20 protein-coding genes are annotated in these 23682 nt (G+C 58.5%); 10 read left to right on the plus strand and 10 right to left on the minus strand.

The window, feature by feature from the left end:
- Nucleotides 1-6: 6 nt before the first annotated feature.
- The gene (gene infB / locus GOW09_RS19510) at nt 7-2481 is read left to right on the plus strand and encodes a translation initiation factor IF-2 (protein ID WP_152459782.1); all 2475 of its coding nucleotides are present in this window, start codon (nt 7-9) and stop codon (nt 2479-2481) included.
- Nucleotides 2482-2555: 74 nt separating this feature from the next.
- On the opposite strand, the gene GOW09_RS19515 is transcribed toward infB, so the two are convergent.
- From GOW09_RS19515 to GOW09_RS19540, 6 genes are all read right to left on the minus strand, one after another.
- Nucleotides 2556-3380 carry an alpha/beta hydrolase gene (locus tag GOW09_RS19515; protein ID WP_171120185.1) on the minus strand — a complete coding sequence of 275 codons (825 nt, stop codon included), beginning with the start codon at nt 3378-3380 and terminating at the stop codon, nt 2556-2558.
- Nucleotides 3381-3383: 3 nt separating this feature from the next.
- Nucleotides 3384-4268, minus strand: a complete 885-nt coding sequence (locus GOW09_RS19520; protein ID WP_171120187.1) for a tryptophan 2,3-dioxygenase — start codon at nt 4266-4268, stop codon at nt 3384-3386.
- Nucleotides 4269-4332: 64 nt separating this feature from the next.
- Nucleotides 4333-5361, minus strand: coding sequence for an L-threonine 3-dehydrogenase (gene tdh / locus GOW09_RS19525; RefSeq protein ID WP_171120222.1), 1029 nt, complete (start codon nt 5359-5361; stop codon nt 4333-4335).
- Between the two features lie 19 nt (nt 5362-5380).
- A complete protein-coding gene (locus GOW09_RS19530) occupies nt 5381-6331 on the minus strand; it encodes a PLP-dependent cysteine synthase family protein (protein WP_171120189.1) in 951 nt (316 codons plus the stop codon).
- Nucleotides 6328-7515, minus strand: coding sequence for a glycine C-acetyltransferase (locus GOW09_RS19535; protein ID WP_171120191.1), 1188 nt, complete (start codon nt 7513-7515; stop codon nt 6328-6330). The genes GOW09_RS19530 and GOW09_RS19535 overlap by 4 nt, the downstream gene beginning before the upstream one ends.
- Nucleotides 7516-7625: 110 nt before the next feature.
- A complete protein-coding gene (locus GOW09_RS19540; RefSeq protein ID WP_171120193.1) occupies nt 7626-8189 on the minus strand; it encodes a helix-turn-helix domain-containing protein in 564 nt (187 codons plus the stop codon).
- Between the two features lie 116 nt (nt 8190-8305).
- On the opposite strand from GOW09_RS19540, the gene GOW09_RS19545 reads away from it, so the two are divergent.
- A complete protein-coding gene (locus GOW09_RS19545) occupies nt 8306-9481 on the plus strand; it encodes an acetyl-CoA C-acyltransferase family protein (protein WP_171120195.1) in 1176 nt (391 codons plus the stop codon).
- 96 nt (nt 9482-9577) lie between these two features.
- Here GOW09_RS19545 and ubiB read toward each other — a convergent pair whose 3' ends face one another.
- Nucleotides 9578-11107, minus strand: coding sequence for a 2-polyprenylphenol 6-hydroxylase (ubiB, locus tag GOW09_RS19550; protein ID WP_171120198.1), 1530 nt, complete (start codon nt 11105-11107; stop codon nt 9578-9580).
- Between the two features lie 3 nt (nt 11108-11110).
- Nucleotides 11111-11863 carry a bifunctional demethylmenaquinone methyltransferase/2-methoxy-6-polyprenyl-1,4-benzoquinol methylase UbiE gene (gene ubiE, locus GOW09_RS19555; RefSeq protein ID WP_171120200.1) on the minus strand — a complete coding sequence of 251 codons (753 nt, stop codon included), beginning with the start codon at nt 11861-11863 and terminating at the stop codon, nt 11111-11113.
- A gap of 86 nt (nt 11864-11949) precedes the next feature.
- Here ubiE and mutM point away from each other — a divergent pair, with 86 nt between their 5' ends.
- From mutM to recF, 6 genes are all read left to right on the plus strand, one after another.
- Complete coding sequence (gene mutM / locus GOW09_RS19560) at nt 11950-12801, plus strand: bifunctional DNA-formamidopyrimidine glycosylase/DNA-(apurinic or apyrimidinic site) lyase (protein WP_171120203.1); 852 nt, start codon at nt 11950-11952, stop codon at nt 12799-12801.
- 66 nt (nt 12802-12867) lie between these two features.
- Nucleotides 12868-13644: an enoyl-CoA hydratase gene (locus tag GOW09_RS19565; RefSeq protein WP_117870917.1), complete on the plus strand. Its 777-nt coding sequence runs from the start codon at nt 12868-12870 to the stop codon at nt 13642-13644.
- Between the two features lie 221 nt (nt 13645-13865).
- Nucleotides 13866-14129, plus strand: coding sequence for a 30S ribosomal protein S20 (rpsT, locus tag GOW09_RS19570; protein ID WP_152459792.1), 264 nt, complete (start codon nt 13866-13868; stop codon nt 14127-14129).
- Between the two features lie 555 nt (nt 14130-14684).
- Nucleotides 14685-16070 (plus strand): chromosomal replication initiator protein DnaA, encoded by a 1386-nt coding sequence (gene dnaA / locus GOW09_RS19575; protein WP_170345655.1) that lies wholly within the window; start codon nt 14685-14687, stop codon nt 16068-16070.
- Nucleotides 16071-16295: 225 nt separating this feature from the next.
- Nucleotides 16296-17417, plus strand: coding sequence for a DNA polymerase III subunit beta (gene dnaN, locus GOW09_RS19580; RefSeq protein WP_171120205.1), 1122 nt, complete (start codon nt 16296-16298; stop codon nt 17415-17417).
- Between the two features lie 59 nt (nt 17418-17476).
- Entirely contained in the window at nt 17477-18574 is a 1098-nt protein-coding gene (gene recF, locus GOW09_RS19585) for a DNA replication/repair protein RecF (protein WP_171120207.1), read from the plus strand.
- Here the strand turns inward: recF and GOW09_RS19590 are convergent.
- The gene (locus GOW09_RS19590) at nt 18571-19137 is read right to left on the minus strand and encodes a carboxymuconolactone decarboxylase family protein (RefSeq protein ID WP_171120209.1); all 567 of its coding nucleotides are present in this window, start codon (nt 19135-19137) and stop codon (nt 18571-18573) included. The genes recF and GOW09_RS19590 overlap by 4 nt on opposite strands.
- A gap of 100 nt (nt 19138-19237) precedes the next feature.
- Here GOW09_RS19590 and GOW09_RS19595 point away from each other — a divergent pair, with 100 nt between their 5' ends.
- Together GOW09_RS19595 and gyrB are read left to right on the plus strand one after the other, a co-directional pair.
- On the plus strand, nt 19238-19810 hold the full coding sequence (locus tag GOW09_RS19595; RefSeq protein WP_171120211.1) for a TetR/AcrR family transcriptional regulator: 573 nt from the start codon (nt 19238-19240) through the stop codon (nt 19808-19810).
- Nucleotides 19811-19924: 114 nt separating this feature from the next.
- Complete coding sequence (gene gyrB, locus GOW09_RS19600) at nt 19925-22342, plus strand: DNA topoisomerase (ATP-hydrolyzing) subunit B (protein ID WP_152456615.1); 2418 nt, start codon at nt 19925-19927, stop codon at nt 22340-22342.
- Between the two features lie 238 nt (nt 22343-22580).
- Here gyrB and GOW09_RS19605 read toward each other — a convergent pair whose 3' ends face one another.
- Nucleotides 22581-23252 carry a hypothetical protein gene (locus GOW09_RS19605; RefSeq protein ID WP_171120213.1) on the minus strand — a complete coding sequence of 224 codons (672 nt, stop codon included), beginning with the start codon at nt 23250-23252 and terminating at the stop codon, nt 22581-22583.
- Between the last annotated feature and the right edge of the window lie 430 nt (nt 23253-23682).

The raw sequence follows: 23682 nt of genomic DNA on the forward strand, positions 1-23682 counted from the left end.
AGCTTTATGAGCGATAATGACGGCAAAAAGACATTGGGTCTTCGTGGCGGGGCACGCCCCGGAAATGTGAAACAGAGTTTCAGCCACGGACGCACCAAGAATGTCGTGGTGGAAACCAAACGCAAACGCGTGGTGGTTCCCAAGCCGGGCGCAGCAAAGCCGGGTGGCGGTGCTGCACCTTCGGGTGATCCGTCGCGTCGTCCTGCGGGCATTTCCGATGCGGAAATGGCGCGCCGCATGAAGGCGTTGCAAGCGGCCAAGGCACGCGAAGCCGAAGAGGCCGCAGCGCGCGAGGCTGCTGAAAAGGCGCGCGAAGAAGAGCGCGCACGCCGCCGTGCGGAACAGGAAGCCAAAGAACGCGAACAGCGCGAAGCCGAAGAGCGTGCGCGTCAGAAGGCTGAGGAAGAAGAACGCAAGCGCAAAGAGGCGGAAGAAGCTGCCAAACGCGCCGCTGCCGCGCCCGCACCGGAAGAGCCCAAAGCGGCTCGCGCCCCGGCCAGCAAACCTGCGCCGGCAGCCACACCGCGCAAACAGGATCGCGAACGTGAGCAGCGTGGCCGTGGCAAGGGTCGTGACGACAACCGCCGTTCGGGCAAGCTGACTCTGGGTCAGGCGACCGGTGGCGAAGGCAACCGTCAGCGCTCGATGGCCGCGATGAAGCGCAAGCAGGAGCGTGCGCGTCAGAAAGCCATGGGCGGTGCCGTTGAACGGGAAAAGGTGATCCGCGACGTACAGCTGCCCGAGGCGATCATGGTCTCGGAACTGGCCAACCGTATGGCCGAGCGTGTGGCTGACGTGGTCAAATCGCTGATGCAGATGGGCATGATGGTCACGCAGAACCAGACCATCGACGCCGACACTGCCGAGCTGATCATCGAAGAATTTGGCCACAAGGTCACTCGCGTATCCGATTCGGATGTTGAAGACGTCATCAAAGAGGTCGAAGACAGCGAAGACGATCTGCAGCCGCGTCCGCCGGTCATCACCATCATGGGTCACGTTGACCACGGCAAGACCTCGCTGCTGGATGCGATCCGCGACGCGCGCGTTGTGGCGGGTGAGGCCGGTGGCATCACCCAACATATTGGCGCGTATCAGGTGAAAACCGATGGCGGCACCACGCTGACCTTCCTCGACACTCCGGGCCACGCGGCGTTTACGTCGATGCGCTCGCGCGGCGCTCAGGTTACGGATATCGTGGTTCTGGTCGTCGCGGCTGACGACGCGGTGATGCCGCAGACGATCGAAGCGATCAACCACGCAAAAGCGGCCGAAGTGCCGATGATCGTGGCGATCAACAAGGTCGACAAGCCGGATGCAAACCCAGACAAGGTGCGCACCGATCTGCTGCAGCACGAAGTGATCGTTGAGAAAATGTCCGGTGACGTCCAGGATGTCGAAGTGTCCGCAATCACGGGTCAGGGTCTGGACGAATTGCTGGAAGCCATCGCGCTTCAGGCCGAGATTCTGGAACTGAAGGCAAACCCGAACCGCGCCGCCCAAGGGGCCGTGATCGAGGCGCAGCTGGACGTGGGTCGTGGCCCGGTCGCCACGGTTCTGGTTCAGAACGGCACGCTGCGTCAGGGCGATATCTTCGTTGTGGGTGAGCAGTACGGTAAGGTCCGTGCGCTGATCAACGACAAGGGTGAACGCGTCAAGGAAGCCGGGCCTTCCGTTCCGGTCGAGGTTCTGGGCCTGAACGGTACACCCGAAGCGGGCGACGTTCTGAACGTGACCGAGACCGAAGCGCAGGCCCGTGAAATCGCCGCCTATCGTGAACAGGCCGCCAAGGACAAACGCGCCGCGGCAGGTGCCGCGACCACCCTTGAACAGCTGATGCAGAAGGCCAAGGAAGACGAGAACGTGGCCGAGTTGCCGATTCTCGTCAAAGCCGATGTGCAGGGTTCTGCCGAAGCTATCGTTCAGGCGATGGAAAAGATCGGCAACGACGAAGTGCGCGTGCGTGTGCTGCACTCGGGCGTGGGTGCGATCACCGAGACGGATGTTGGTCTGGCGGAGGCTTCCGGCGCGCCGGTCTTTGGCTTCAACGTCCGTGCCAACGCATCGGCGCGGAACACGGCAAACCAAAAGGGTGTCGAGATCCGCTACTACTCGGTGATCTATGACCTGGTCGACGACGTGAAAGCGGCCGCGTCCGGCCTGCTGAGCGCCGAGATCCGCGAAAAGTTCATCGGCTATGCCGAGATCCGCGAAGTCTTCAAGGTTACCGGTGTCGGCAAGGTTGCTGGCTGTCTGGTCACCGAAGGTGTTGCGCGCCGTTCCGCAGGCGTCCGCCTGCTGCGCGACAACGTGGTGATCCACGAAGGCACGCTGAAGACGCTGAAGCGCTTCAAAGACGAAGTGGCCGAGGTTCAGTCGGGTCAGGAATGCGGTATGGCGTTCGAAAACTACGACGATATCCGCCAGGGCGACGTAATCGAGATCTTCGAGCGCGAAGAGGTTACCCGCACCCTGGATTGATCCGAAGCGGGATGAACTCAAAAAAAAACAGCGGCACCGATCGGGCCGCTGTTTTTTGTTTGAAAAATGCCTCGTTACGTGTCGGACAGGAATGTCCCGGAATGCAGGATGATGTCGAAATGGTGCATTCCGTGTTTCAAGGCAAAGCTGACCGAGTGCCCGGCCTTGCGCAGCCGTTCCGCATAGTCGCGGCTTTGACGAATGAATTCGCCGGTGTCCCGTTCCCCCACTGAAACATGATAGCGGGGGCCCGGTGGGGGCAGGTTGCGGATCGGGGACAGATCGTTCACTTCGACCGGCGTCAGGTGCAGCGGATCATTCACGGACGTCAAACTGACGGGTTCCAGATCATAAACACCGCTGATCAGAAGCACATCACGCACGCGCAGCCCGGCGCGGGCCAATGCGCCGGCCGAGCTTGCCATGACCATGCTTGCCAGATGGGCGCCGGCACTGTGCCCTGACAAGGTGATCCGTGTCGGGTCGAATCCCAGTGCCCCGGCCTGGGACGCAAGCCACAGAAGGGCGTCGCGGCATTCGTCGACCATTTGATCCAGCCGCGCATCCGGGGCGAGCGTGTAGTTCAAGGTGGCAAAGGATTGCTCGGCCTGGATCAGCGCCGGGGCCATCATGGCCGATTCGCGCTGGCTGAGATCCTGCCAATACCCACCGTGAATAAAGACATGCAACGGGGCGCCGGCCCCCTTCGCGGGAAAGAAATCCAGCACCTGGGCCGGGGTGTCGCCATAGGCCAGGTTGGCCTGAACGGGCAGCTCGGCGCGGGCCTGCGCACTAAGCGCTTGATAGCTGGCAAGATAGGGGGCCAGGTCACCACCGATCATCGAACTGGGAGAGTACTCCCGCTCCAACTCGGCTTGTGAAAATCCGCGATACAGCATGGCTCAGCCCTGCCCGCTGTACATCAGTTCCGTCCGCACATCGTAGAGGTCATGGAAGAACCGCAACTCAAGTGCCTTTCGCAGGAAAGCCACGCCGCTGGAACCTCCGGTGCCGGGTTGCATTCCGATCACACGTTCAACCGCGGTGGCGTGGTCAAAGCGCCAGCGTTGAAACAGGCTTTCCACATCCATGAGTTTTTCGGCCAGCGCGTACAGATCCCAGTACTTTTCCGTGTTGCGGAACACTTCAACCCAGATCTGAACCACGCGCGGATCACCGGAATACGGCTCGGAGTAGTCCCGCTCGATCAAATCCCGTGGAACGTCGAACCCCTGTCGGGCCAGCATGTGCAACACTTCGTCATACAGGGACGGTTTGGTCAGGGCGGCGGTCAGCATCTCCATCACCTCATGGTCATGCTCGTGCACTTTCAGGGTCGAGGCATCCTTGTTGCCAAGAATGAACTCGATCTGCCTGTACCCATAGCTTTGAAACCCGGAAGAGTTGCCCAGGGCCTGCCGAAACGTCATATAGTCGGCCGGCGTCATGGTCAGCAGGGTTTCCCAGGCCGCAATCAATTGCCGTTGAATGGCCTTGATGCGGTCGAGGTTTTTCATGGCGGGTCCGAATTCATCTTGTTGCAGGAACCGGCGGACCTCGACCAGTTGGTGATGCATCAGTTTCAGCCACAGCTCACTGACCTGATGAATGATGATGAACAGCATCTCGTCAGGTTGTGCGGGGTCCTGAAAGGTTTTTTGCAGGTTCAGCAGCGTCTTCAGTTGCAGGAAGTCGCCATAGCTTTTGCGGTGCGTTTCGGCGAAATCAGTGACCAGGGTGTCTTCGACCCCCCGCTGCAACAGACGATCGTCTTTGTCCTCGCCCATCTCATGCCTCCCTTGTGCAAGTTCTGCACCTGTCTAGGGGCTGAGGTTGCAACTTTCCAGCGCGTTAGGTCCAGTCCAGAACAACCTTGCCGGACAGGCCTGATTTCATCGCGGAAAACCCTTGGGCGAAATCATCAACCGCAAAGCGGTGCGTGATCACGCGGGACACATCCAGACCGTTTTGCAGCATGGCGATCATCTTGTACCACGTCTCGAACATCTCACGCCCATAGACCCCCTTGATCGTGATCGCCTTGAACACGATGCGCGACCAGTCAACCGGAGACTTGCCCGGTGGAATTCCCAGCAACGCGATCTTTCCACCCATCACCAACGCTTCGACCATCTGGTCCAGGGCGGCCTGCGAGCCGGACATCTCAAGCCCGACATCGAACCCTTCTTTCATCCCAAGCTCGGCGATGACGTCCTGCAAATCCTCGGTGGATACATCGACGGTCCGCACCGAAGGAACCACATGTTCCGCCAGTTTCAATCGGTCTGCATTGATGTCGGTGATGACCACGTTGCGCGCACCCGCGTGACGAGCGACGGCAGCGGCCATGATGCCGATGGGGCCTGCACCCGTGATCAGAACATCCTCGCCCAGCAAATCAAAGCTGAGGGCAGTATGCACTGCGTTGCCCAGCGGATCGAGGATGGCTCCGATCTCATCCGGTATGTCGTCGGGCAAGGGAACCACGTTGAAAGCAGGCAGTTTCAGATACTCGGCAAATGCGCCCTGTTCGTTTACTCCTATGCCCCGAGTGCCCGGATCCAGGTGGAACTTTCCGGCGCGGCTCTGGCGGCTGTCGGTGGTGATCAGATGACCTTCGCCCGAGCACCGCTGGCCTATTTCAAACCCTGTCACGTTGCGTCCGATCTCGACGATCTCTCCGGCAAACTCATGGCCGGTGATCATCGGAACCGGCACGGTATGAGAGGCCCATTCATCCCAGTTCCAGATATGGATGTCGGTGCCGCAGATGCCCGTCTTGTGGATACGGATCAGAACGTCATCCGGGCCGATTTCGGGGATCGGGGCCTGCACCACCCACAGCCCCTCTTCGGGTTTGGATTTTTCCAGTGCTTTCATCGTGTTGGGTCGCATGGACTTACTCCCACAAATCGGTCGACAGGTATTTCAGGCCGCTGTCACACATGATGATTGCGACGCATCCGCCTTCCTCGGGACCGCGAAGCAGTTCAATTGCCGCGGCAAGGTTCGCGCCTGCCGAATAACCCGCGAATATCCCCTCGGTGCGGGCCAGAAGCCGGGCACAATCCCGCGCGGCCTTTCCCGAAACAGAAAGGTGTCCAGCCAATTGGGTGCCCTTCAGATGCACCAGATCACCCATGGCGTAACCACCGCCCTGAATGGGGTGATCCGGGATCGAAACCGGTTCACCGGCCAATGCGCGTGCGCCTTCGGGTTCTATGGCATAACACCGTACGCCGTGTCGGTTCAGATACTCTGCCGCGCCAGCCAGTGTTCCACCGGATCCTGCAAAGTCGCAGAATGCCGTAACGGTGCCTTCGGATTGCGCCCAGATCTCGGGCCCGGTCCCGGTTTCGTGGGCCTTGGGATTTCCCGAATGACCAAATTGATCGGCACGAAATGCGTTACGTTCGGCTGTGAGGCGTTTCGCCTCGACATCGACCAGTTCAAGATCGGCCCCAGAGACTTCGCCGGGTTTGCTGCCCGGGGCCTGGGGCACGATGACAACTTCGGCCCCCAGGGCCCGCATCATACGTGCACGTTCGACCGAGTTCCCGGCGCTCATGACTGCCACGAAAGGATGGCCCAGAATACCGCAAACGATAGCCAGCCCGGTTCCCATATTGCCCGAGGTCAACTCGACCACCGTTTGCCCAGGTGACAGAGAACCGTCTGCGCGCGCCGTTTCGATGATGGACTTTGCCGCGCGGTCCTTTTTCGAAAATCCCGGCAGCAAGTAGTCGAGCTTGGCGATGATACGCCCGTTCAGCTTCTGCTGGGCACACACGCGCGACAGTTCAACCATGGGGGTGTCGTCGATCACATCAATGACCGATGGAAGGATCATTCGATGACCCCCAGTTCTTTGCCGACCTTGCCAAATGCGGACAGGGCGCGGTCCAGTTCATCCCTGGTCAGAGCCGCGTTCATCTGCGTTCTGATCCGCGCTTGCCCGCGTGGGACGACCGGGAAGAAGAAGCCCGAAACATAGACGCCTTCGTCGAACAGTCGTGAGGCCATGTCTTGTGCCAGCGTCGCCTCACCCAGCATTACCGGGATGATCGGGTGTTCCCCGGGCAGCAGGTCAAAACCAAGCTTTTCCAAGCCAGCGCGCCAGTACTTGGCGTTTCCGAACAGTTGCGCGCGCAGCATGTCGCCTTCTTCGACCAGACGGATCGCCTCCAATCCGGCAGCGACGATGGAGGGCGGCAGCGAGTTTGAGAACAGATAGGGCCGCGCCCGCTGCCGCAGCAGGTCGATCACTGGCTGCGGCCCGGCGATATAGCCGCCGATTGCCCCCCCGAGTGCCTTGCCCAAGGTTCCCGTCAGAATATCCACATCGACGCCGAAATGATCGGGTGTGCCAGCCCCGTTCGGCCCCATGAAGCCGGTCGCATGGCAATCGTCCACCATGACAACCGCATCGTATTTATCGGCCAGTTCCCTGATTTTCGGCAGGTTGGCCAGATAGCCGTCCATCGAGAACACGCCATCGGTGGCGATCATGATATGCCGTGCCCCGTCCTCGCGCGCCTGTTTCAGCCAGGCTTCGAGGTCGTTCATGTCATTGTTCATGTAGCGATAGCGCTTGGCCTTGCACAGCCGCACGCCGTCGATGATCGAGGCGTGGTTCAGGCTGTCTGAAATGATGGCGTCTTCCGGTCCCAGCAGAGGTTCAAACAACCCGCCATTGGCGTCGAAACAGGCGGCAAAAAGGATGGAGTCGTCCTTGTTCAGGAAATTGGCAAGACGTTGTTCCAGTTCGCGGTGAATGTCTTGCGTGCCACAGATGAACCGAACCGACGCCATGCCGAATCCTTTGGGTCCCATCGCTTGTGACGCGGCCTCGATCAGCGCCGGGTGATCTGCCAGACCCAGATAGTTGTTGGCACAGAGGTTGATCACCTGCTTGCCGCCCACAGTGATCTCACCGCCCTGAGGCGAGGTGATCATTCGTTCGCGTTTGAAAAGACCCTCAGATTCGATCTGCGCAAGTGTGTCCGTGATATGGGACAGGAATGCATCTGACATGGCGACCTCCGTTCAACTGAGTCGCACATCTAACATAGCGGATGAAATTCCCAAATAGGGGAAATTCAATATGAAGGAAAAATATCCGTGAAGGCGGAATTTCGCGGATGTCAGGCGTTTTTTACGATCAGAAATACTCGGGCTGGCCCTTGGGCACAGATGGAATGCGCAATGTCGGCGGCGTATCGGGCCGTGTCCCCCTGGTTCAACTCGGACACCGCATTGCCTGAAGTGACTTTGACCGCGCCTTCCAGCACGGTGAGCTGTTCACGGGCACCGCGGGCGTGGGGTTGGCTGTTCAGGGCCCCTTCCTCGTCAAATTCGATATCATAGACTTCATGACCCCCGGCCTCTTCCGGTGGTGACAGGATGCGAATTCGGCAGTTCTGCCCCATATTGTCGATGCTGGGCACTTCGGAGTTTCTGAGTACCTCGATCTGGTCCGTGGCCTTTGTGCCCTCCAAGAGACCGGCGAAATCCACCTGCAAGGCGCGTGTCAGGTTCCACAAGGTCGAGATCGTCGGGCTGCTTTCGCCGCGTTCGATCTGACTGACCATGGACCGGGACACACCGCTGAGATTGGCGACCGCTTCCAGGGACAGGCCTTTGGCCCGGCGTGCCTCTTTCAGGCGAGCGGGCAGGAGGTTCAGGATATCGTCTGTGTCTTCCGTCATGACGGAATCCATGGGGGGTGTGCAACGCAATGTCAATTCCCGCCGTGACGGGACGTTTGGGGCGACAGTGCCATTCTGCGCATGCATAATGCAGCGAAATTCAGGAGGAGTAGCTCATGAGCGATATCGTTATTCTCGACGGTGCCCGCACCGCAATTGGCACCTTTGGTGGTGCGCTGGCTTCAACCGCGCCGATTGATCTGGCCACTGTCGCGACCGAAGCGGCGCTTGAGCGATCGGGGGTTGAGGGGGCGCAGATCGGGCATGTTGTGTTCGGTCATGTGATCAACACTGAACCGCGTGACATGTATCTGTCGCGCGTCGCCGCCATGCAGGCGGGCATCCTCAATGGTACGCCGGCCATGAACGTGAACCGCCTGTGCGGATCGGGCGCGCAGGCGATCGTGTCAGCCGTTCAGTCCCTGATGCTGGGCGATGCTGACTTTGCCGTAGCAGGCGGAGCAGAAAGCATGTCACGCAGCCCCTATATCGTTCCGCAGGCGCGCTGGGGTGCAAAGATGGGCGACGTCACCTCTCTGGACATGATGCTGGGTGCGCTGAACTGCCCCTTCGGCACAGGACATATGGGGGTGACGGCCGAAAACGTGGCGGATGAGCATCAGATCAGCCGTGAACAGATGGATGCGTTCGCATTGGACAGCCAGACACGTGCGGCAGCGGCGATCGAGGCTGGGTACTTTGAAAGCCAGATCACTCCGGTACAGGTCAAGATCAAGCGGGACATGGTCGATTTCAGAGTCGACGAGCATCCAAAGGCGACGACCGCTGAAGCGCTGGCGGGGCTGCGCCCGGTGTTCAAGAAGGATGGGCGTGTGACGGCCGGCAATGCCTCGGGCATCAATGACGGCGCGGCGGCGATGGTGCTGGCGACAGCGGATGCGGCCGAAAGGGCCGGTTTGAAACCGAAGGCGCGTGTGATTGGTTATGCGCATGCAGGCGTGCGGCCGGAAGTCATGGGCATCGGTCCAGTTCCGGCAGTGCAAAACCTGTTGAAGAAGACGGGCCTGTCAGCGGAAGATTTCGACGTGATCGAAAGCAATGAAGCCTTCGCCGCGCAGGCTCTGGCCGTGAATCAGGAGCTTGGATTGGAAGCAAACAAGGTGAACCCCAACGGCGGTGCGATTGCGTTGGGGCATCCGGTGGGGGCCACGGGTGCGATCATTACGCTGAAAGCACTGTACGAGCTGGAACGTACCGGCGGATCCAAAGGGTTGATCACCATGTGCATTGGGGGCGGTCAGGGGATTGCCATCGCCATCGAGCGGCTCTGACCCGGAAGGGGTGCGGGGGGGCTGTCTGCCCCCCATCGCGCCAGGGCGCGATTCCCCCCGAGGATATTTGTGGCCAGATGAAGCAGGCGGGTTGGTTCAGCTGAGCGCGTTGATCAGCAAGACCAGCGCCGCACCTGCTGCGGCGCCGATCGTGGCGGGCAGAGCAAAGGACCAAAGAGTGGGCGTCTGCGGTTCGTCCTTCTGGGTCTGCGCGATCAGTGCGTTTTCGACCAGTGCCGGAAGACGCGGGCCGAAGCGGGCCAGCACCATTGCGGTTTTCCCAAAATCACGCAGGGCCGCCCGGGGGCCGATGGACTGTTTGATGTAGTCTTCGACCACGGGTCGGGCGACTTCCCAGATGTTCATATGAGGGTCGAGTGAGCGCGCGACGCCTTCGACGACAACCATGGTGCGTTGCAGCAGGATCAGCTCGGTTCGGGTTTCCATCCCGAACCGTTCGGTCACTTCGAACAGATAGCTCAGCAACCGCCCCATGGAAATATGCGTGGCGTCCATGCCGAAGATCGGCTCGCCCACGGCACGCAGAGCGCGTGCGAACTCGTCCACGTCCTGGTTGGCGGGAACATAGCCGGCTTCGAAATGCACCTCGGCCACGCGTTTGTAGTCGCGTCGGATGAAACCAAACAGGATTTCGGCATAGACCCGGCGCGTGTATTCATCGATATGCCCCATGATGCCGTAGTCATAGGCTATGATGTCTCCGTTCGCGGCGACCTTCAGGTTGCCCTGATGCATGTCGGCGTGGAAAAAGCCGTCGCGCAGGGCATGCAGAAGGAACAGGCGCAGGACACGTTCGGCCAGATCATTGCGGTTGTGACCTGCGGCATCCAGAGCATCATTGTCACCCAGCGCGATCCCGTCCGCCCAGCTGAGCGTCATGACGCGCCGCGCGGACAGTGACCACACAACGGGCGGCAGCCAGAAGCCGGTGTCGTCCTTTGTGTTAGCGGCATATTCTGAGGCCGCCGCGCTTTCCAGACGCAGATCCAGTTCGCCGCGTACGACACCGTCGAAATGCTCGATCACCTCCACCGGTCGCAGACGGCGCGCGCCGGGGGCGAAGAGCTGGACGATCCGGGCGGCGAAATAGAACGCATCGACATCTTTGCGGAACGCGCGTTCGATCCCCGGACGCAGAACTTTCACCGCGACATCCTCGCCCGTGCTGGTCAGCTTGGCCTTGTGAACCTGCGCAATCGAGGCTGCGGCAATCGGTTCGCTGAATTCGCTGAACATGTCCGAGATCGGCTGACCCAGTTCTTTCTCGACTTCGGCCATCGCGTCGGCTTTGGAGAAAGGGGGCAGTTTGTCTTGCAGAACGCGCAGTTGCTCGGCCAGTTCATTTCCGACGACGTCAGGGCGGGTCGAAAGCACTTGCCCGAATTTGATATAGGCGGGGCCAAGCGCCGTCAGGGCGCGCGTGGCCGGTGGCATACCGGGGTCGCCTTTGTAGCCAAGCCATTGAAAGGGTTTGCCCAATGCGTGGGCCAGGATGCGTACGGCGCGCGGGGCTTCGAACGCATCCAGTACCACGTTCATGGCGCCTGTGCGCTCGAGCGTGGCGCCTGTGCGGATCAAGCGGATGATGTTATGGGGACCACGCATGTGTCAGATCTTCCAGCCGGAATGCAGCGCGGCGATACCCATGCTCAGGTTCCGGTATTTGGCGTTTTCGAAACCTGCGGCGCGAACCATGTTCAGGAACGTCTCCTGATCGGGGAATTTTCGGATCGATTCGACCAGGTATTGATAGCTGTCATAGTCATTGGCGATCAGTTTCCCCATGCGCGGGATGACGTTGAAGCTGTAGAGGTCATAGAGTTTCTGAAGCCCGTCATTGGGCAGTTGGCTGAATTCCAAAACCATCAAGCGGCCGCCGGGTTTCAGCACACGGTAAGCCTCGTTCAAAGCTTCTTGCGGGCGGGTGACGTTCCGAATGCCGAACGAGATCGTGTAAACATCGAATGTATTGTCTTCGAAAGGCAGGGCCATGGCGTCGCCCACGACCCAGTTCAGGCTGTCCGACATCTGATCTGCCTCGGCGCGTTGCCGCCCTTCGATCAGCATCGGCTCGGTCAGGTCCAGCACCGTGGCGTGGCCGTGGCCCGCGCGCTTGAGGAACCTGAACGAGATGTCGCCCGTTCCGCCAGCCACGTCCAACAGCCGCTGGCCGGGGCGCGGCGCCAGCCAGTCCATCATCGCGTCCTTCCAGACCCGGTGGATGCCCATCGACATGACATCGTTCATCACGTCATATTTCGAGGCAACCGAGTTGAATACGCCCTGCACACGCCCGGCCTTTTCGGCCTCGGGGACGGTTTCGAAACCGAAATGAGTGGTCTTGTCGCTGTTGTCGGACATTTGCCTTGCCGTTTGTCGAATTTCGCCTCTGTTATAGGGCCAAGAGAGGCGGGCACAATGCGGCCCTTTGAATTAGGAGCCCTGTAATGCCCGAATTACCTGAGGTCGAGACAGTAAGACGCGGCCTGAGCCCTGCCATGGAGGGGGTCGTGATCGAACGGGCTGATGTGAATCGCCCCGATCTGCGCTGGCCGTTCCCCGAACGTATGGCCGAACGGTTGACCGGGCAGCGGGTAGAGCGGCTGCGGCGGCGGTCGAAATACATCCTGGCGGATCTCAGCAGCGGCGAGACGTTGTTGATCCACCTGGGTATGTCGGGGCGGATGACGGTGTCGGGCGACCCGTTGGGACAGTTCGTCCATGACCATTCCGCCGTGCAGAAACATGACCATGTGGTCTTTCATATGGCCAATGGCGCACGCATCACCTTCAACGACCCTCGCCGGTTTGGCGCGATGGACCTGTTGCAAACGGCCAACGCCGAAGATCACAAGCTGCTGTCGGTTCTGGGGCCTGAACCCTTGGGCAACGATTTTCACGACCAACACCTGATCAAGGCGTTCAAAGGCAAGAACACCCCTGTCAAATCCGCCCTGCTGGATCAGGGAATCGTTGCCGGTCTGGGCAATATCTATGTTTGCGAAGCTCTTTATCGCGGCCGAGTGTCGCCACGTCGCAAAGCCGGACAGATTTCCGAACCCCGCGTGGCGGCGCTTGTTCCGATCATCCGGCAGGTGTTGCAGGACGCCATCGAAGCCGGTGGGTCTTCGCTGCGGGATTTCCGCCAAGCCGATGGAGAACTTGGATATTTTCAGCACAAGTTTGATGTCTACGGCCGCGAGGGCGAGGCCTGCCGGACCGAAGGGTGCGGAGCGCCGATCAAGAGAATCACCCAGTCCGGTCGCTCATCCTTCTATTGTGCGCAATGCCAAAGATAGCTTGATCCAAGTTTTTCGCGTGGTAAGGAATCGTACCTGAACGGAACAACCGGAAGCTTTCTCCTCATGGCTTTTGAGACGATCATCGTCGAAATCGAAGACCACGTCGCACTTATCAAACTCAACCGACCGGATGCGCTGAACGCGTTGAACACCCAGTTGCTGGGTGAGCTCTGCACCGCGCTGGAAGATGCGGACAGCAACGACAAGGTGCGCTGCATCGTGATAACCGGATCAGACAAGGCCTTCGCCGCCGGCGCGGACATCAAGGAAATGTCCGAGATGAGTTTTGTCGACGTCTACAACATCAACCTTTTTGCCGATGCGAATGATCGTGTGACCGCAATTCGCAAGCCGATCATTGCGGCCGTTGCAGGTTACGCGCTGGGCGGTGGATGTGAACTTGCCATGCTGTGCGATTTCATCATCGCGGCGGACACCGCGAAATTCGGCCAGCCCGAGATCAATCTTGGCGTCATTGCCGGTCTGGGGGGAAGTCAGCGTCTGACGCGGTTCGTGGGTAAATCCAAATCGATGGACATGAACCTGACCGGGCGTTTCATGGATGCCGACGAAGCCGAGCGTGCGGGTCTTGTCAGCCGGGTGGTGCCGGCAAAGAAGCTGATCGAAGAAGCCGTGAGCGCAGCGCAGAAGATTGCCGAGAAATCGCAGCTGACCGCAATGGCCGCGAAAGAAGCGGTGAACCGCAGCTACGAGCTTCCGCTGAGTGAAGGCATGTTGTTCGAGCGTCGTGTCTTCCACTCGATGTTCGCGACCGAAGATCAGAAGGAAGGCATGGCCGCGTTCCTGGAAAAGCGCACAGCGCAATTCCGCGACAAGTAAAGCGCGGAACCTCTGAGGCGGGTGTTTTAAGCCCGCCCCATATTCTTGGCCATGGTTCCAAGAATCACCTTGGCAATCTCTTTGAACTTGGCTAAAGACCCCAGTTATACATGCGCGTGCGGCCCGCTTGGCCCGACTCACACTCGTGATTTCTGATCCGGTGCGGATATGTCCGTGGCGCGCAACCCAAGATTAACGTACCGAACGAAGGTCAGATTCACATGGCAAACTCGCCTCAGGCAAAAAAGCGCGCTCGTCAGAACGAAAAGCGTTTTGCAATCAACAAAGCGCGTCGTTCGCGCATCCGCACCTATCTGCGTAAAGTCGAAGAAGCGATCGCATCCGGCGACAAGGACGCGGCGACTGCTGCTCTGCGTGCGGCTCAGCCCGAGCTGATGCGTGGCGTCACCAAGGGTGTTTTTCACAAGAACACTGCTGCCCGTAAAATGTCGCGCCTGTCCTCGCGCGTCAAAGCACTGGGCTAAGCTTTGGGGTGACCCTAGGTCACGTCAGAAAGGCTGAACCATTCTGAAAAGGCGCCGCACATCACGGCGCCTTTTTTCGTGTTGCCAGAAAACCGCGCCTTCACAAAACCGAGAGATTCTTTCGCCCAAAGACCCGAGTCAATATCAGAGTTTCGTTGCCGCGCCCCTCTCGGAATTGCTACGACTGATGTCAGCGATTCACTCGCTTGGGGGGACAGGCTGTTTTCCCGATCGAACTGACGGGCATCAGAGCGATCAGGGGACAATTGTCGACGACTGGCTTGAGCCAGGCTGCCGATCTGCCATGGAAGCCGGAATAAACCCGGTGATCTTGGCCCTGTCTAAAAATTGAGATTGCGACGTGCAACCCGATTTTCGGGACGTTCCGTTATTGCTGAGCGTCAGAACTGGGGTTGCCGAGCTCTTCGGGATGGTCCCGCCAAGCCGACTGGTTTGGTGACTGGATACCTATTGCGTGTGAATGCAACACCGGGAAACCGGCTTCGTATGAATAAGGCTGACAGGCCAATAAGAATGGGATGCGTGAGGCGCTTAATGACACAAGAGAAATGGGGACTACTGCGTAACAAGTTGCTGAAGGCCATCGGTCGGAACAATTATACGACCTGGATCGAGCCTTTGGAATTCAAGGAGCTTCAGGACGGCGTGGCGGTTTTCTCGGTGCCGACCAATTTCATGGGCAATTACGTCAGCCAGAATTTTGCGGACCTCATTTTATACGAGCTGAACACCGCAGGTGAAACTGTGCAGCGTCTGGATTTCCGCGTCGCTGCAAACTCGCCTGCCCGACCCAAGCCAGCTGTCGATACGCCGCCGGTGGCAAAGCCTGAACCTGTCGCCGCGCCGAGCGAGGACCCGGCGCAGGATACATTGGAATCGCTTCAGGCCGCCCCGTTGGATTCCCGCTTTACCTTTGACAGTTTTGTCGTCGGCAAGCCCAATGAACTGGCCCATGCGGCTGCGCGTCGGGTATCCGAGGGCGGGCCGGTGACCTTCAATCCGCTGGTTCTGTACGGCGGTGTAGGGCTGGGTAAGACCCACTTGATGCATGCCATCGCATGGGAGCTGAAAACCAAACATCCGGAACTCAATGTTCTGTACCTGTCGGCGGAACAGTTCATGTACCGGTTCGTGCAGGCCCTGCGCGAGCGTCGGATGATGGATTTCAAACACCTGTTCCGTTCGGTTGACGTTTTGATGGTTGATGACGTGCAGTTCATCGCCGGCAAGGATTCCACTCAGGAAGAGTTTTTCCACACGTTCAACGCGCTGGTGGATCAGAACAAGCAGATCATCATCTCGGCCGATCGCGCCCCGGGTGAGATCAAGGATCTGGAAGATCGGGTGAAATCCCGCCTGCAATGTGGTCTGGTGGTTGACCTGCACCCGACCGATTATGAACTGCGTCTGGGCATTTTGCAGAACAAGGTGCAGCAATACAGCTCATCCTATCCGGACCTGGCGATTGCTGATGGCGTTCTGGAATTTCTGGCGCATCGCATCTCGACGAATGTTCGGGTGCTGGAAGGTGCCCTGACCCGTCTGTTCGCCTTTGCCTCGCTGGTTGGTCGCGAGATCGACATGGAACTGACGCAGGATTGTCTGGCGGATGTGCTGCGCGCCTCGGAACGCAAGATCACCGTTGAAGAGATCCAGCGGAAGGTGTCCGAGTACTACAACATCCGGCTTTCTGACATCATCGGCCCGAAGCGCCTGCGCTCTTACGCGCGTCCGCGTCAGGTGGCGATGTATCTGTGCAAGCAGTTGACCAGCCGGTCGCTGCCCGAGATCGGCCGCCGTTTTGGCGGGCGCGATCACACGACGGTCATGCATGGCGTCAAGCGAATTGAAGAGTTGAAGCTGACCGACGGTCAGATCGCTGAAGATGTGGAAATGCTGCGCCGGTCGCTTGAAGCCTGATCCGCGCCTCTAATGCAGGAAACCGCCCCGGTCCCCCGGGCCCGGGGCGTTTCTTGTGCGCATTAGTCCGCGGTTGGATCAGAACTGGTGCCTGTCAGGCACGCTGCCCTTGACGCTGGACGCAATCCAACCCAGAAATCCGTAAAAAATCCTTGTGCCTCAGGGTGGAACCGCTAACGTGCCAGTCCCGCCCATGTCGGTACGCAAGTCAGAGGAATTGAGGGTATGAAGATCAGCATCGAACGCGGCACCCTTCTCAAGGCCGTTTCGCAGGCCCAATCCGTAGTGGAACGCCGCAATACCATTCCCATACTTGCCAATGTCCTGATCGAGGCGGAAGGCGATCAGGCGCTGTTTCGCGCGACCGATCTGGATATCGAAGTAGTCGACAAAGCCCTGGCGCAGGTCGAGAAAGCCGGTTCCACCACCGTGGCCGCGACCACCTTGCACGAGATCGTGCGAAAACTGCCCGACGGAGCGTTGGTCACGCTGACCGCCGACAGCGCGGCAGGGCGTCTGACGGTTGAGGCCGGTCGGTCAAATTTCTCGTTGGCGACGCTGCCGAAAGAGGATTTCCCGGTCATGGCGTCGTCGGAGTATCAATCAAATTTCACGGCTTCGGCTGCCCTGCTGCGTCGGTTGTTCGACAAGTCGAAATTCGCAATCTCAACAGAAGAGACACGGTATTATCTGAATGGTGTCTACATGCATGTGGCCGACGGATCCGATGGCGGCAAGGTGCTGCGCTGCGTGGCCACCGACGGCCACCGGCTTGCTCGGATCGATGCCGATTTGCCGGATGGTGCAGAGGGCATGCCGGGCGTTATCGTCCCGCGGAAAACCGTAGGCGAACTGCGCAAGCTGCTGGACGATGATGAAATGGATATCGCGGTTTCGGTCAGCGAAACCAAGGTGCGTTTCGCCACGCCGGATATCACGCTGACCTCGAAGGTCATCGATGGCACTTTTCCCGACTACACGCGCGTTATCCCGCAAGGGAATACGCGCAAGCTGGAAGTGGATGCTGCCGAGTTCGCGCAGGCTGTGGACCGCGTGGCAACGGTGTCTTCCGAGCGTTCGCGTGCGGTGAAGCTGCAACTGGATGGCGACAAGCTGGTCCTGTCGGTGAATGCACCAGACAGTGGCGCGGCCGAGGAAGAACTGGCCGTCGCCTATGGTGATGAGCGTCTGGAGATCGGGTTCAATGCAAAATATCTGCTGGAGATCGCGTCTCAGGTGGATCGAGAGAATGCGGTGTTCATGTTCAATTCAGCTGGCGATCCGACCCTGATGCGCGAAGGCAATGACCAGAGCGCGGTTTACGTCGTCATGCCAATGCGCGTCTGATCGCGCGGACGCGCGATGCCTCCGGCGGGAGTATTTTTGAAAAGATGAAGGGAGGGGTCATGGGATTGGCCCTGACCGAGCTTACGGTCTCGCATTTTCGGTCTCACAAGCTGGCGCGGTTGTCTCTGGACGGGCGACCGGTGGCGATTCACGGGCCGAACGGGGCGGGCAAGACCAATATTCTGGAAGCGGTGTCCTTGTTTTCACCCGGTCGCGGAATGCGGCGGGCAAGCGCGGCCGAGATGACGCGGCGGCCCGAGGCGTTGGGCTGGAAACTGTCGGGACTGTTGCAATCGCAGGGTCAGAATTTCGAAATCGAAACCTGGTCTGAGGGTGGTGCAGCACGGCAGGTGAGGATTGATGGAAAACCCGCCACCCAGATTGATCTGAGTAAACTTGCGCGGGTGGTCTGGCTGGTTCCATCCATGGACCGCCTGTGGATTGAAGGGGCCGAAGGCCGGCGCCGGTTTCTTGATCGCATTGCGCTCAGTTTTGATCCGTCTCATGCAGAGGCCTCGCTGACGTACGAAAAAGCAATGCGCGAACGGAACCGTTTGCTGAAAGAGCAGGTTCGGGACGCGCATTGGTATGCTGCGCTTGAGGGTCAGCTGGCCGAGATGGGGCATCGTATCCACGCAGCGCGATTGGCGGCGTTGAGCCATCTGCGGGTGGCGCAGGACCAGGCGGAAACGGCTTTTCCGTCTGCCGAGTTGAAATTGGTGCAAACCGAAGGCGCGATGCCGGAAACGGCTGAGGATTTGCGCGACGCTTTGATAGAAAGCCGGTTCAGGGATCTGGCTGCGGGTCGGACTTTGGTTGGGCCGCATCGGTCAGACTTGTATGGCGTCTTTGCTGCCAAGGGTGTTCCCGCCAAGGATTGTTCGACCGGTGAGCAGAAGGCGCTGCTGGTTTCATTGATTCTGTCCAATGCCCGAGCTTTGGCCGCAATGGTGGGTGCGCCACCGATCGTATTGCTGGATGAGGTGGCAGCTCATCTGGACGCGGGTCGGCGCGCTTCACTTTATGACGAGATTTGTTCGTTGGGTGCTCAGGCCTGGATGACGGGCACCGGGCCTGAACTGTTTGAGGAGTTGGGTGACCGGGCCCAGACGCTGATCGTGACCGAAGGCGATGAGGGGTCGGTCGTGGCGGCTTAGGCCGGTTCGTTGACTTTGCGCTCCCACAGGAAGCCGCGCATGACTTCATCGACCGGTGTTTTGGCCATGTGGTTGACGTAGTTTGACATGGTTTTTTGTGCCAGGCCCAGCACCACGTCCAGAACCGCACGATGCGAATAGCCCGCGTCGAAGAACGCCTGAAGCTGTTCCTCGGTCGGGTTGCCACGGGTTTCCATCACTTGCAGGGTGAAGGTGCGCAGCGCTTCGAGCTTGGGCGAAGGCAGTGGGGTTTCATTGCGCAAAGCCTCAGATATCTCGTCTGATACCTTCATCATCTTTGCGATACCGGTGTGCGCGGGCACGCAGTAATGGCATTCGTTTTCCACATTGATGGTCTGCCAGACGACGGTCTTCTCATCGTTGTCAAAATCGGTCTGCAAGAACAGGCTGTGCAGAACTTGATATCCTTCAAGGTGCTGTGGGCTTTCTGCCATCACCTTGTGCAGGCCCGGCAAACGGCCAAAAGCGGCCTGGGACTTTTCTAACAGCGGTTTGGATGCTTCGGGTGCGGATTCGAGGTCATGAGACGGGAAAGTGGCCATGTTGGAACTCCTGTTTCTGGCGCGATGGGCGGTATTTAGGGTTTCTTGAGCGATCGCTCAAGTATATATTTGAGTGAATGTTCAAGAATTGGTGATGCCGATGCCCCGTAAACCCGCATATGATCGCGACGCGTTGATCGAGAAGGCCCGTGACATCTTTTGGCGTCAGGGTTGGGCTGGTACGTCGCTGAAGGACCTTGAGCGGGAATTGAAGCTGAAACCCGGCAGTTTCTACGCGGCTTTCGGGTCGAAGGATGCGCTCTATGCGTTGACGCTGGAAAGCTACACGCAAGAAGGCGTGGCGCGCCTGAAAGCCCTTGCTGAAAGACTGGGGCCGAAGGAAGCGCTCAAGACGCAACCTCGTTTGGTCATCGAAGCGGTCGAGAACCCGGCAAAGGCTTGCATGTTGGCAAAGACATATGCCGAGTTGCAGGCGAAGGATCATGCGCTTGCGGATCAGGCCGCGCTTCACATGGCGGAAATGAAGGCGTGTTTCGCCGACCTGTTTCGCAGCGCCCAGGCTGCCGGTGAAATCCGGCCTGAACATGACCCGGATCGGCTGGCGGCCCGGTATCAGTCGGACATTCTGGGGCTTCGGCTGTCGGCCGAACGCAAGGATGTCGATGCGCTGGAAATCGCGGCGGATATCGCTTCTGACATCGACCGGTTATGAGGTGGATTCAGATGGGCAGAAAACGACCCGAGTACACACAAAATATTGGGGGATCGCGTGACAATCCCCACCAGAAAACGTATAAGGTACCAAAATAATATAGGTACTGACTGAATGTCCGAAGACGCACAGGCTCCTCAAGAATACGGCGCAGATTCCATCAAAGTTCTCAAGGGTTTAGAAGCCGTTCGCAAACGCCCCGGGATGTATATCGGGGACACGGATGATGGATCGGGCCTGCACCACATGGTGTATGAGGTTGTCGACAACGGAATTGACGAAGCGCTGGCGGGTCACGCCGACCATGTGACCGTGAAAATTCACGCGGATTCCAGCGTTTCGGTCAGCGACAACGGCCGCGGAATTCCTGTTGATATCCACCCGGAAGAAGGCGTTTCAGCGGCAGAGGTCATCATGACCCAGCTGCACGCGGGCGGCAAGTTCGACAGCAACTCTTACAAGGTGTCGGGCGGCCTGCATGGCGTGGGTGTTTCGGTGGTAAACGCGCTGTCGGATTGGCTGGAGCTGCGCATTTGGCGCGCGGGCAAAGAGCACGTGGCGCGATTTGAGGGCGGTGAAACGGCAGAGCATCTGAAGGTAGTCGGCGAATGCGGCGATCGTACGGGAACCGAAGTGCGGTTTCTGGCGTCGACCGACACGTTCTCGAATCTCGAATACTCGTTCGAGACGTTGGAAAAACGGCTGCGCGAACTGGCATTCCTGAACTCGGGCGTGCGGATCATCCTGATCGACGAACGCCCTGCCGAGCGGCTGGAGACCGAGCTGTTCTACGAGGGCGGCGTAAAGGAGTTCGTCAAATACCTCGACCGATCCAAAACGCCGGCCATGCCCGAGCCGATCTATATCAAGGGCGAGCGCGACGATATCGGTGTCGAGATCGCCATGTGGTGGAATGACAGCTACCACGAAACGGTGCTGCCATTCACCAACAACATCCCGCAGCGCGACGGCGGGACCCACGTGGCTGGGTTCCGGGGGGCTTTGACCCGGACGATCAACAACTATGCGCAGTCCAGCGGGATCGCGAAAAAGGAAAAGGTCAGCTTCACCGGTGACGATGCGCGCGAAGGTTTGACCTGCGTATTGTCGGTGAAAGTGCCCGACCCGAAATTCTCGTCCCAGACCAAGGACAAGCTGGTTTCCTCCGAGGTCCGTCCGGCTGTCGAAGGTCTGATGAATGAAAAACTGGCCGAGTGGTTCGAAGAAAACCCCAACGAGGCCAAGAATATCGTCGGCAAGATCATCGAGGCTGCGTTGGCCCGGGAAGCTGCGCGGAAGGCGCGCGAGCTGACCCGGCGCAAGACGGCGATGGACGTGAACTATCTGGCGGGCAAGCTGAAGGATTGTTCCGAGAAAGATCCGTCGAAAACCGAAGTTTTCCTCGTCGAGGGTGACTCGGCAGGTGGATCGGCACAGACCGGCCGGGATCGTCTGACGCAGGCGGTTCTGCCCTTGCGGGGGAAAATCCTGAACGTCGAACGCGCCCGGTTCGACCGGATGCTGTCGTCTCAGGAAATTGGCAACCTCGTCATGGCGCTTGGCACTGGCATTGGCCGCGATGAATTTAACATCGAAAAGCTGCGCTACCACAAGATCGTCATCATGACCGATGCGGATGTGGACGGCGCGCATATCCGGACCCTGTTGCTGACCTTCTTCTATCGGCAGATGCCGGAACTGATCGAGGGCGGGTACCTCTATATCGCGCAACCACCACTGTATAAGGTTTCCCGCGGAAAGTCAGAGGTTTACCTGAAGGATCAGGCCGCTCTGGATGACTATCTGATCAATCAGGGCGTCGAAGGCGCGGTTCTGAAACTCGGCTCGGGTGAGGAAATCATCGGCCAGGACCTGACCCGCGTGGTCGACGAGGCGCGTCAGCTGAAACGTGTGCTGGACGCGTTTCCAACGCATTACCCACGTCATATTCTGGAACAGGCCGCCGTGGCTGGGGCTTTCGTGCCGGGTGCGGTGGACGCCGATCTGCAAGGTGTGGCTGACAAAGTCGCCGCGCGGCTGGACCTGATCGCTTTGGAATACGAACGCGGTTGGCAGGGTCGGATAACACAGGATCACGGCATCCGACTGGCCCGTATTCTGCGCGGTGTCGAAGAGGTTCGCACGCTGGACGGCCCGATGCTGCGCTCGGGCGAGGCGCGCAAGACCGGCAGCTTTACGCAGAGCCTGCAAGAAATCTACAACTCTCCGGCCACTTTGAACCGTCGTGATCGCAGCCAGATGATCCACGGTCCGCTGGACTTGTTGCGCGCCATTCTGGAAGAGGGTGAAAAGGGCTTGTCCTTGCAGCGCTATAAAGGCCTGGGTGAGATGAACCCTGACCAGCTGTGGGAAACGACACTGGATCCGGATGCGCGGACTCTGCTGCAAGTGCGCGTGGATGACATGGTCGAGGCGGATGATCTGTTCACCAAGTTGATGGGTGACGTCGTGGAACCTCGTCGGGAGTTCATCCAGAAAAACGCCTTGAGTGTTGAGAATCTGGATTTCTGATAATGTTGTAGGTGCGCCCAAAGCTTTGCATTTTGCCTAAAGATTTGCATCTTTGGCCCAAAACCTTGGGCGCAATAGCTACCCACTGAATTTCGAATTCAACGTTAGTTTCGCACAGTGCAAAAATTGGTTGGCCCCATGCCATGGTCGTGGGCCACGTGAAGCTTGACGAAGGCCGCTTTGGCCCCAAAGCAGCCATTCGTTCTTGAGGTGACATCAGGTTCAGCTGCCAAGCAACTCACCAAAGTTTCAAATAAACGTCTCCGACCACGGCCTGCGTTATGTCCGGCGTTGGAATTGCCAATAGTAGGATTCCGGTGATGCCCAGACTTAGTGACACGAAGCGCGCCGAACGAAATGTGTGCATCTCTCCTGTCCACCATTCTCGCGCCAAGTAGCTGATATAGTCGCCATGTCGCGAAATCATATGAGAACGAACATCAGGTCTGTAGCCCGAAACCACCGGTTTCCTACTCCTGAACTTGTCATGCACCTTCCAGAACAAAGGTAATCTGGGCTTCCAATGGTCGGAAAAAACATGTGCTTCCATGTCCGCAAGCTCGTGGACGCTGTAACGTTCTCCAACTCTGGCAGCAAACTCAATGTCACCTTTGGCAAGCCCTAAAACCTGTGGACGAAAGATCTTAAAAATTAAATTTGAAATCAGCAGAAGCAAACTGCCAAAGAAGACCAGCCTCATCTTGGCTATACCAGTTAGGTAAAACGGTGTTTCCACACCCGGTTCAACTCCAGCTATCATTCGAAATGAAGCTATTTCTGCAATTTGGTCGTTGAACAGGATCAGATACCCAATGATCGGCACCAACGCGACGACACGCGTTAAGTCATTGTTGGCAACTCTTTCGACTGACTGCCATTGCGTGAGTTTCCAATCAGAATGGAACTTCATTGAAAAACGCTACTCCTTGACAACTGTAGTCACTCAACGACGCGAGAAGCAGTATCCCTCAACGTTTTGTGGACAATACTTTATTGAAAACTTGACGGAAAGCTGAGTCGACTGTCTATTTGAGACATGATATTCAATTTCAAGTTGTAGGCGTATAGATGACTGAAAAGCTGCCAGATTATCTGGCTCAAGGCGAAGCCGCCCGTTTGTTCCCTGTTCTCTCAACCACCTCAAAGGAAGGTCGCACAACGTCTATTGTGCTGGCTTGTATGGTTCAGATTGAAGAGTTGGGAGCCGCTTTGCTTCAATCAGTAGGCCAGAAGCGCGGGAAACGGGCTTGAGCAGCCTCATCTGACTGGTCCAAATTGATTGTTAGTGCATTGTCGGCCTGCGATCCATTGGTATGATGGTTTCGGGCGCTGGCGGGCGA

It is taken from the genome of Ruegeria sp. HKCCA5463 (genome assembly GCF_013034175.1).
Taxonomy (GTDB): Bacteria; Pseudomonadota; Alphaproteobacteria; order Rhodobacterales; family Rhodobacteraceae; genus Ruegeria.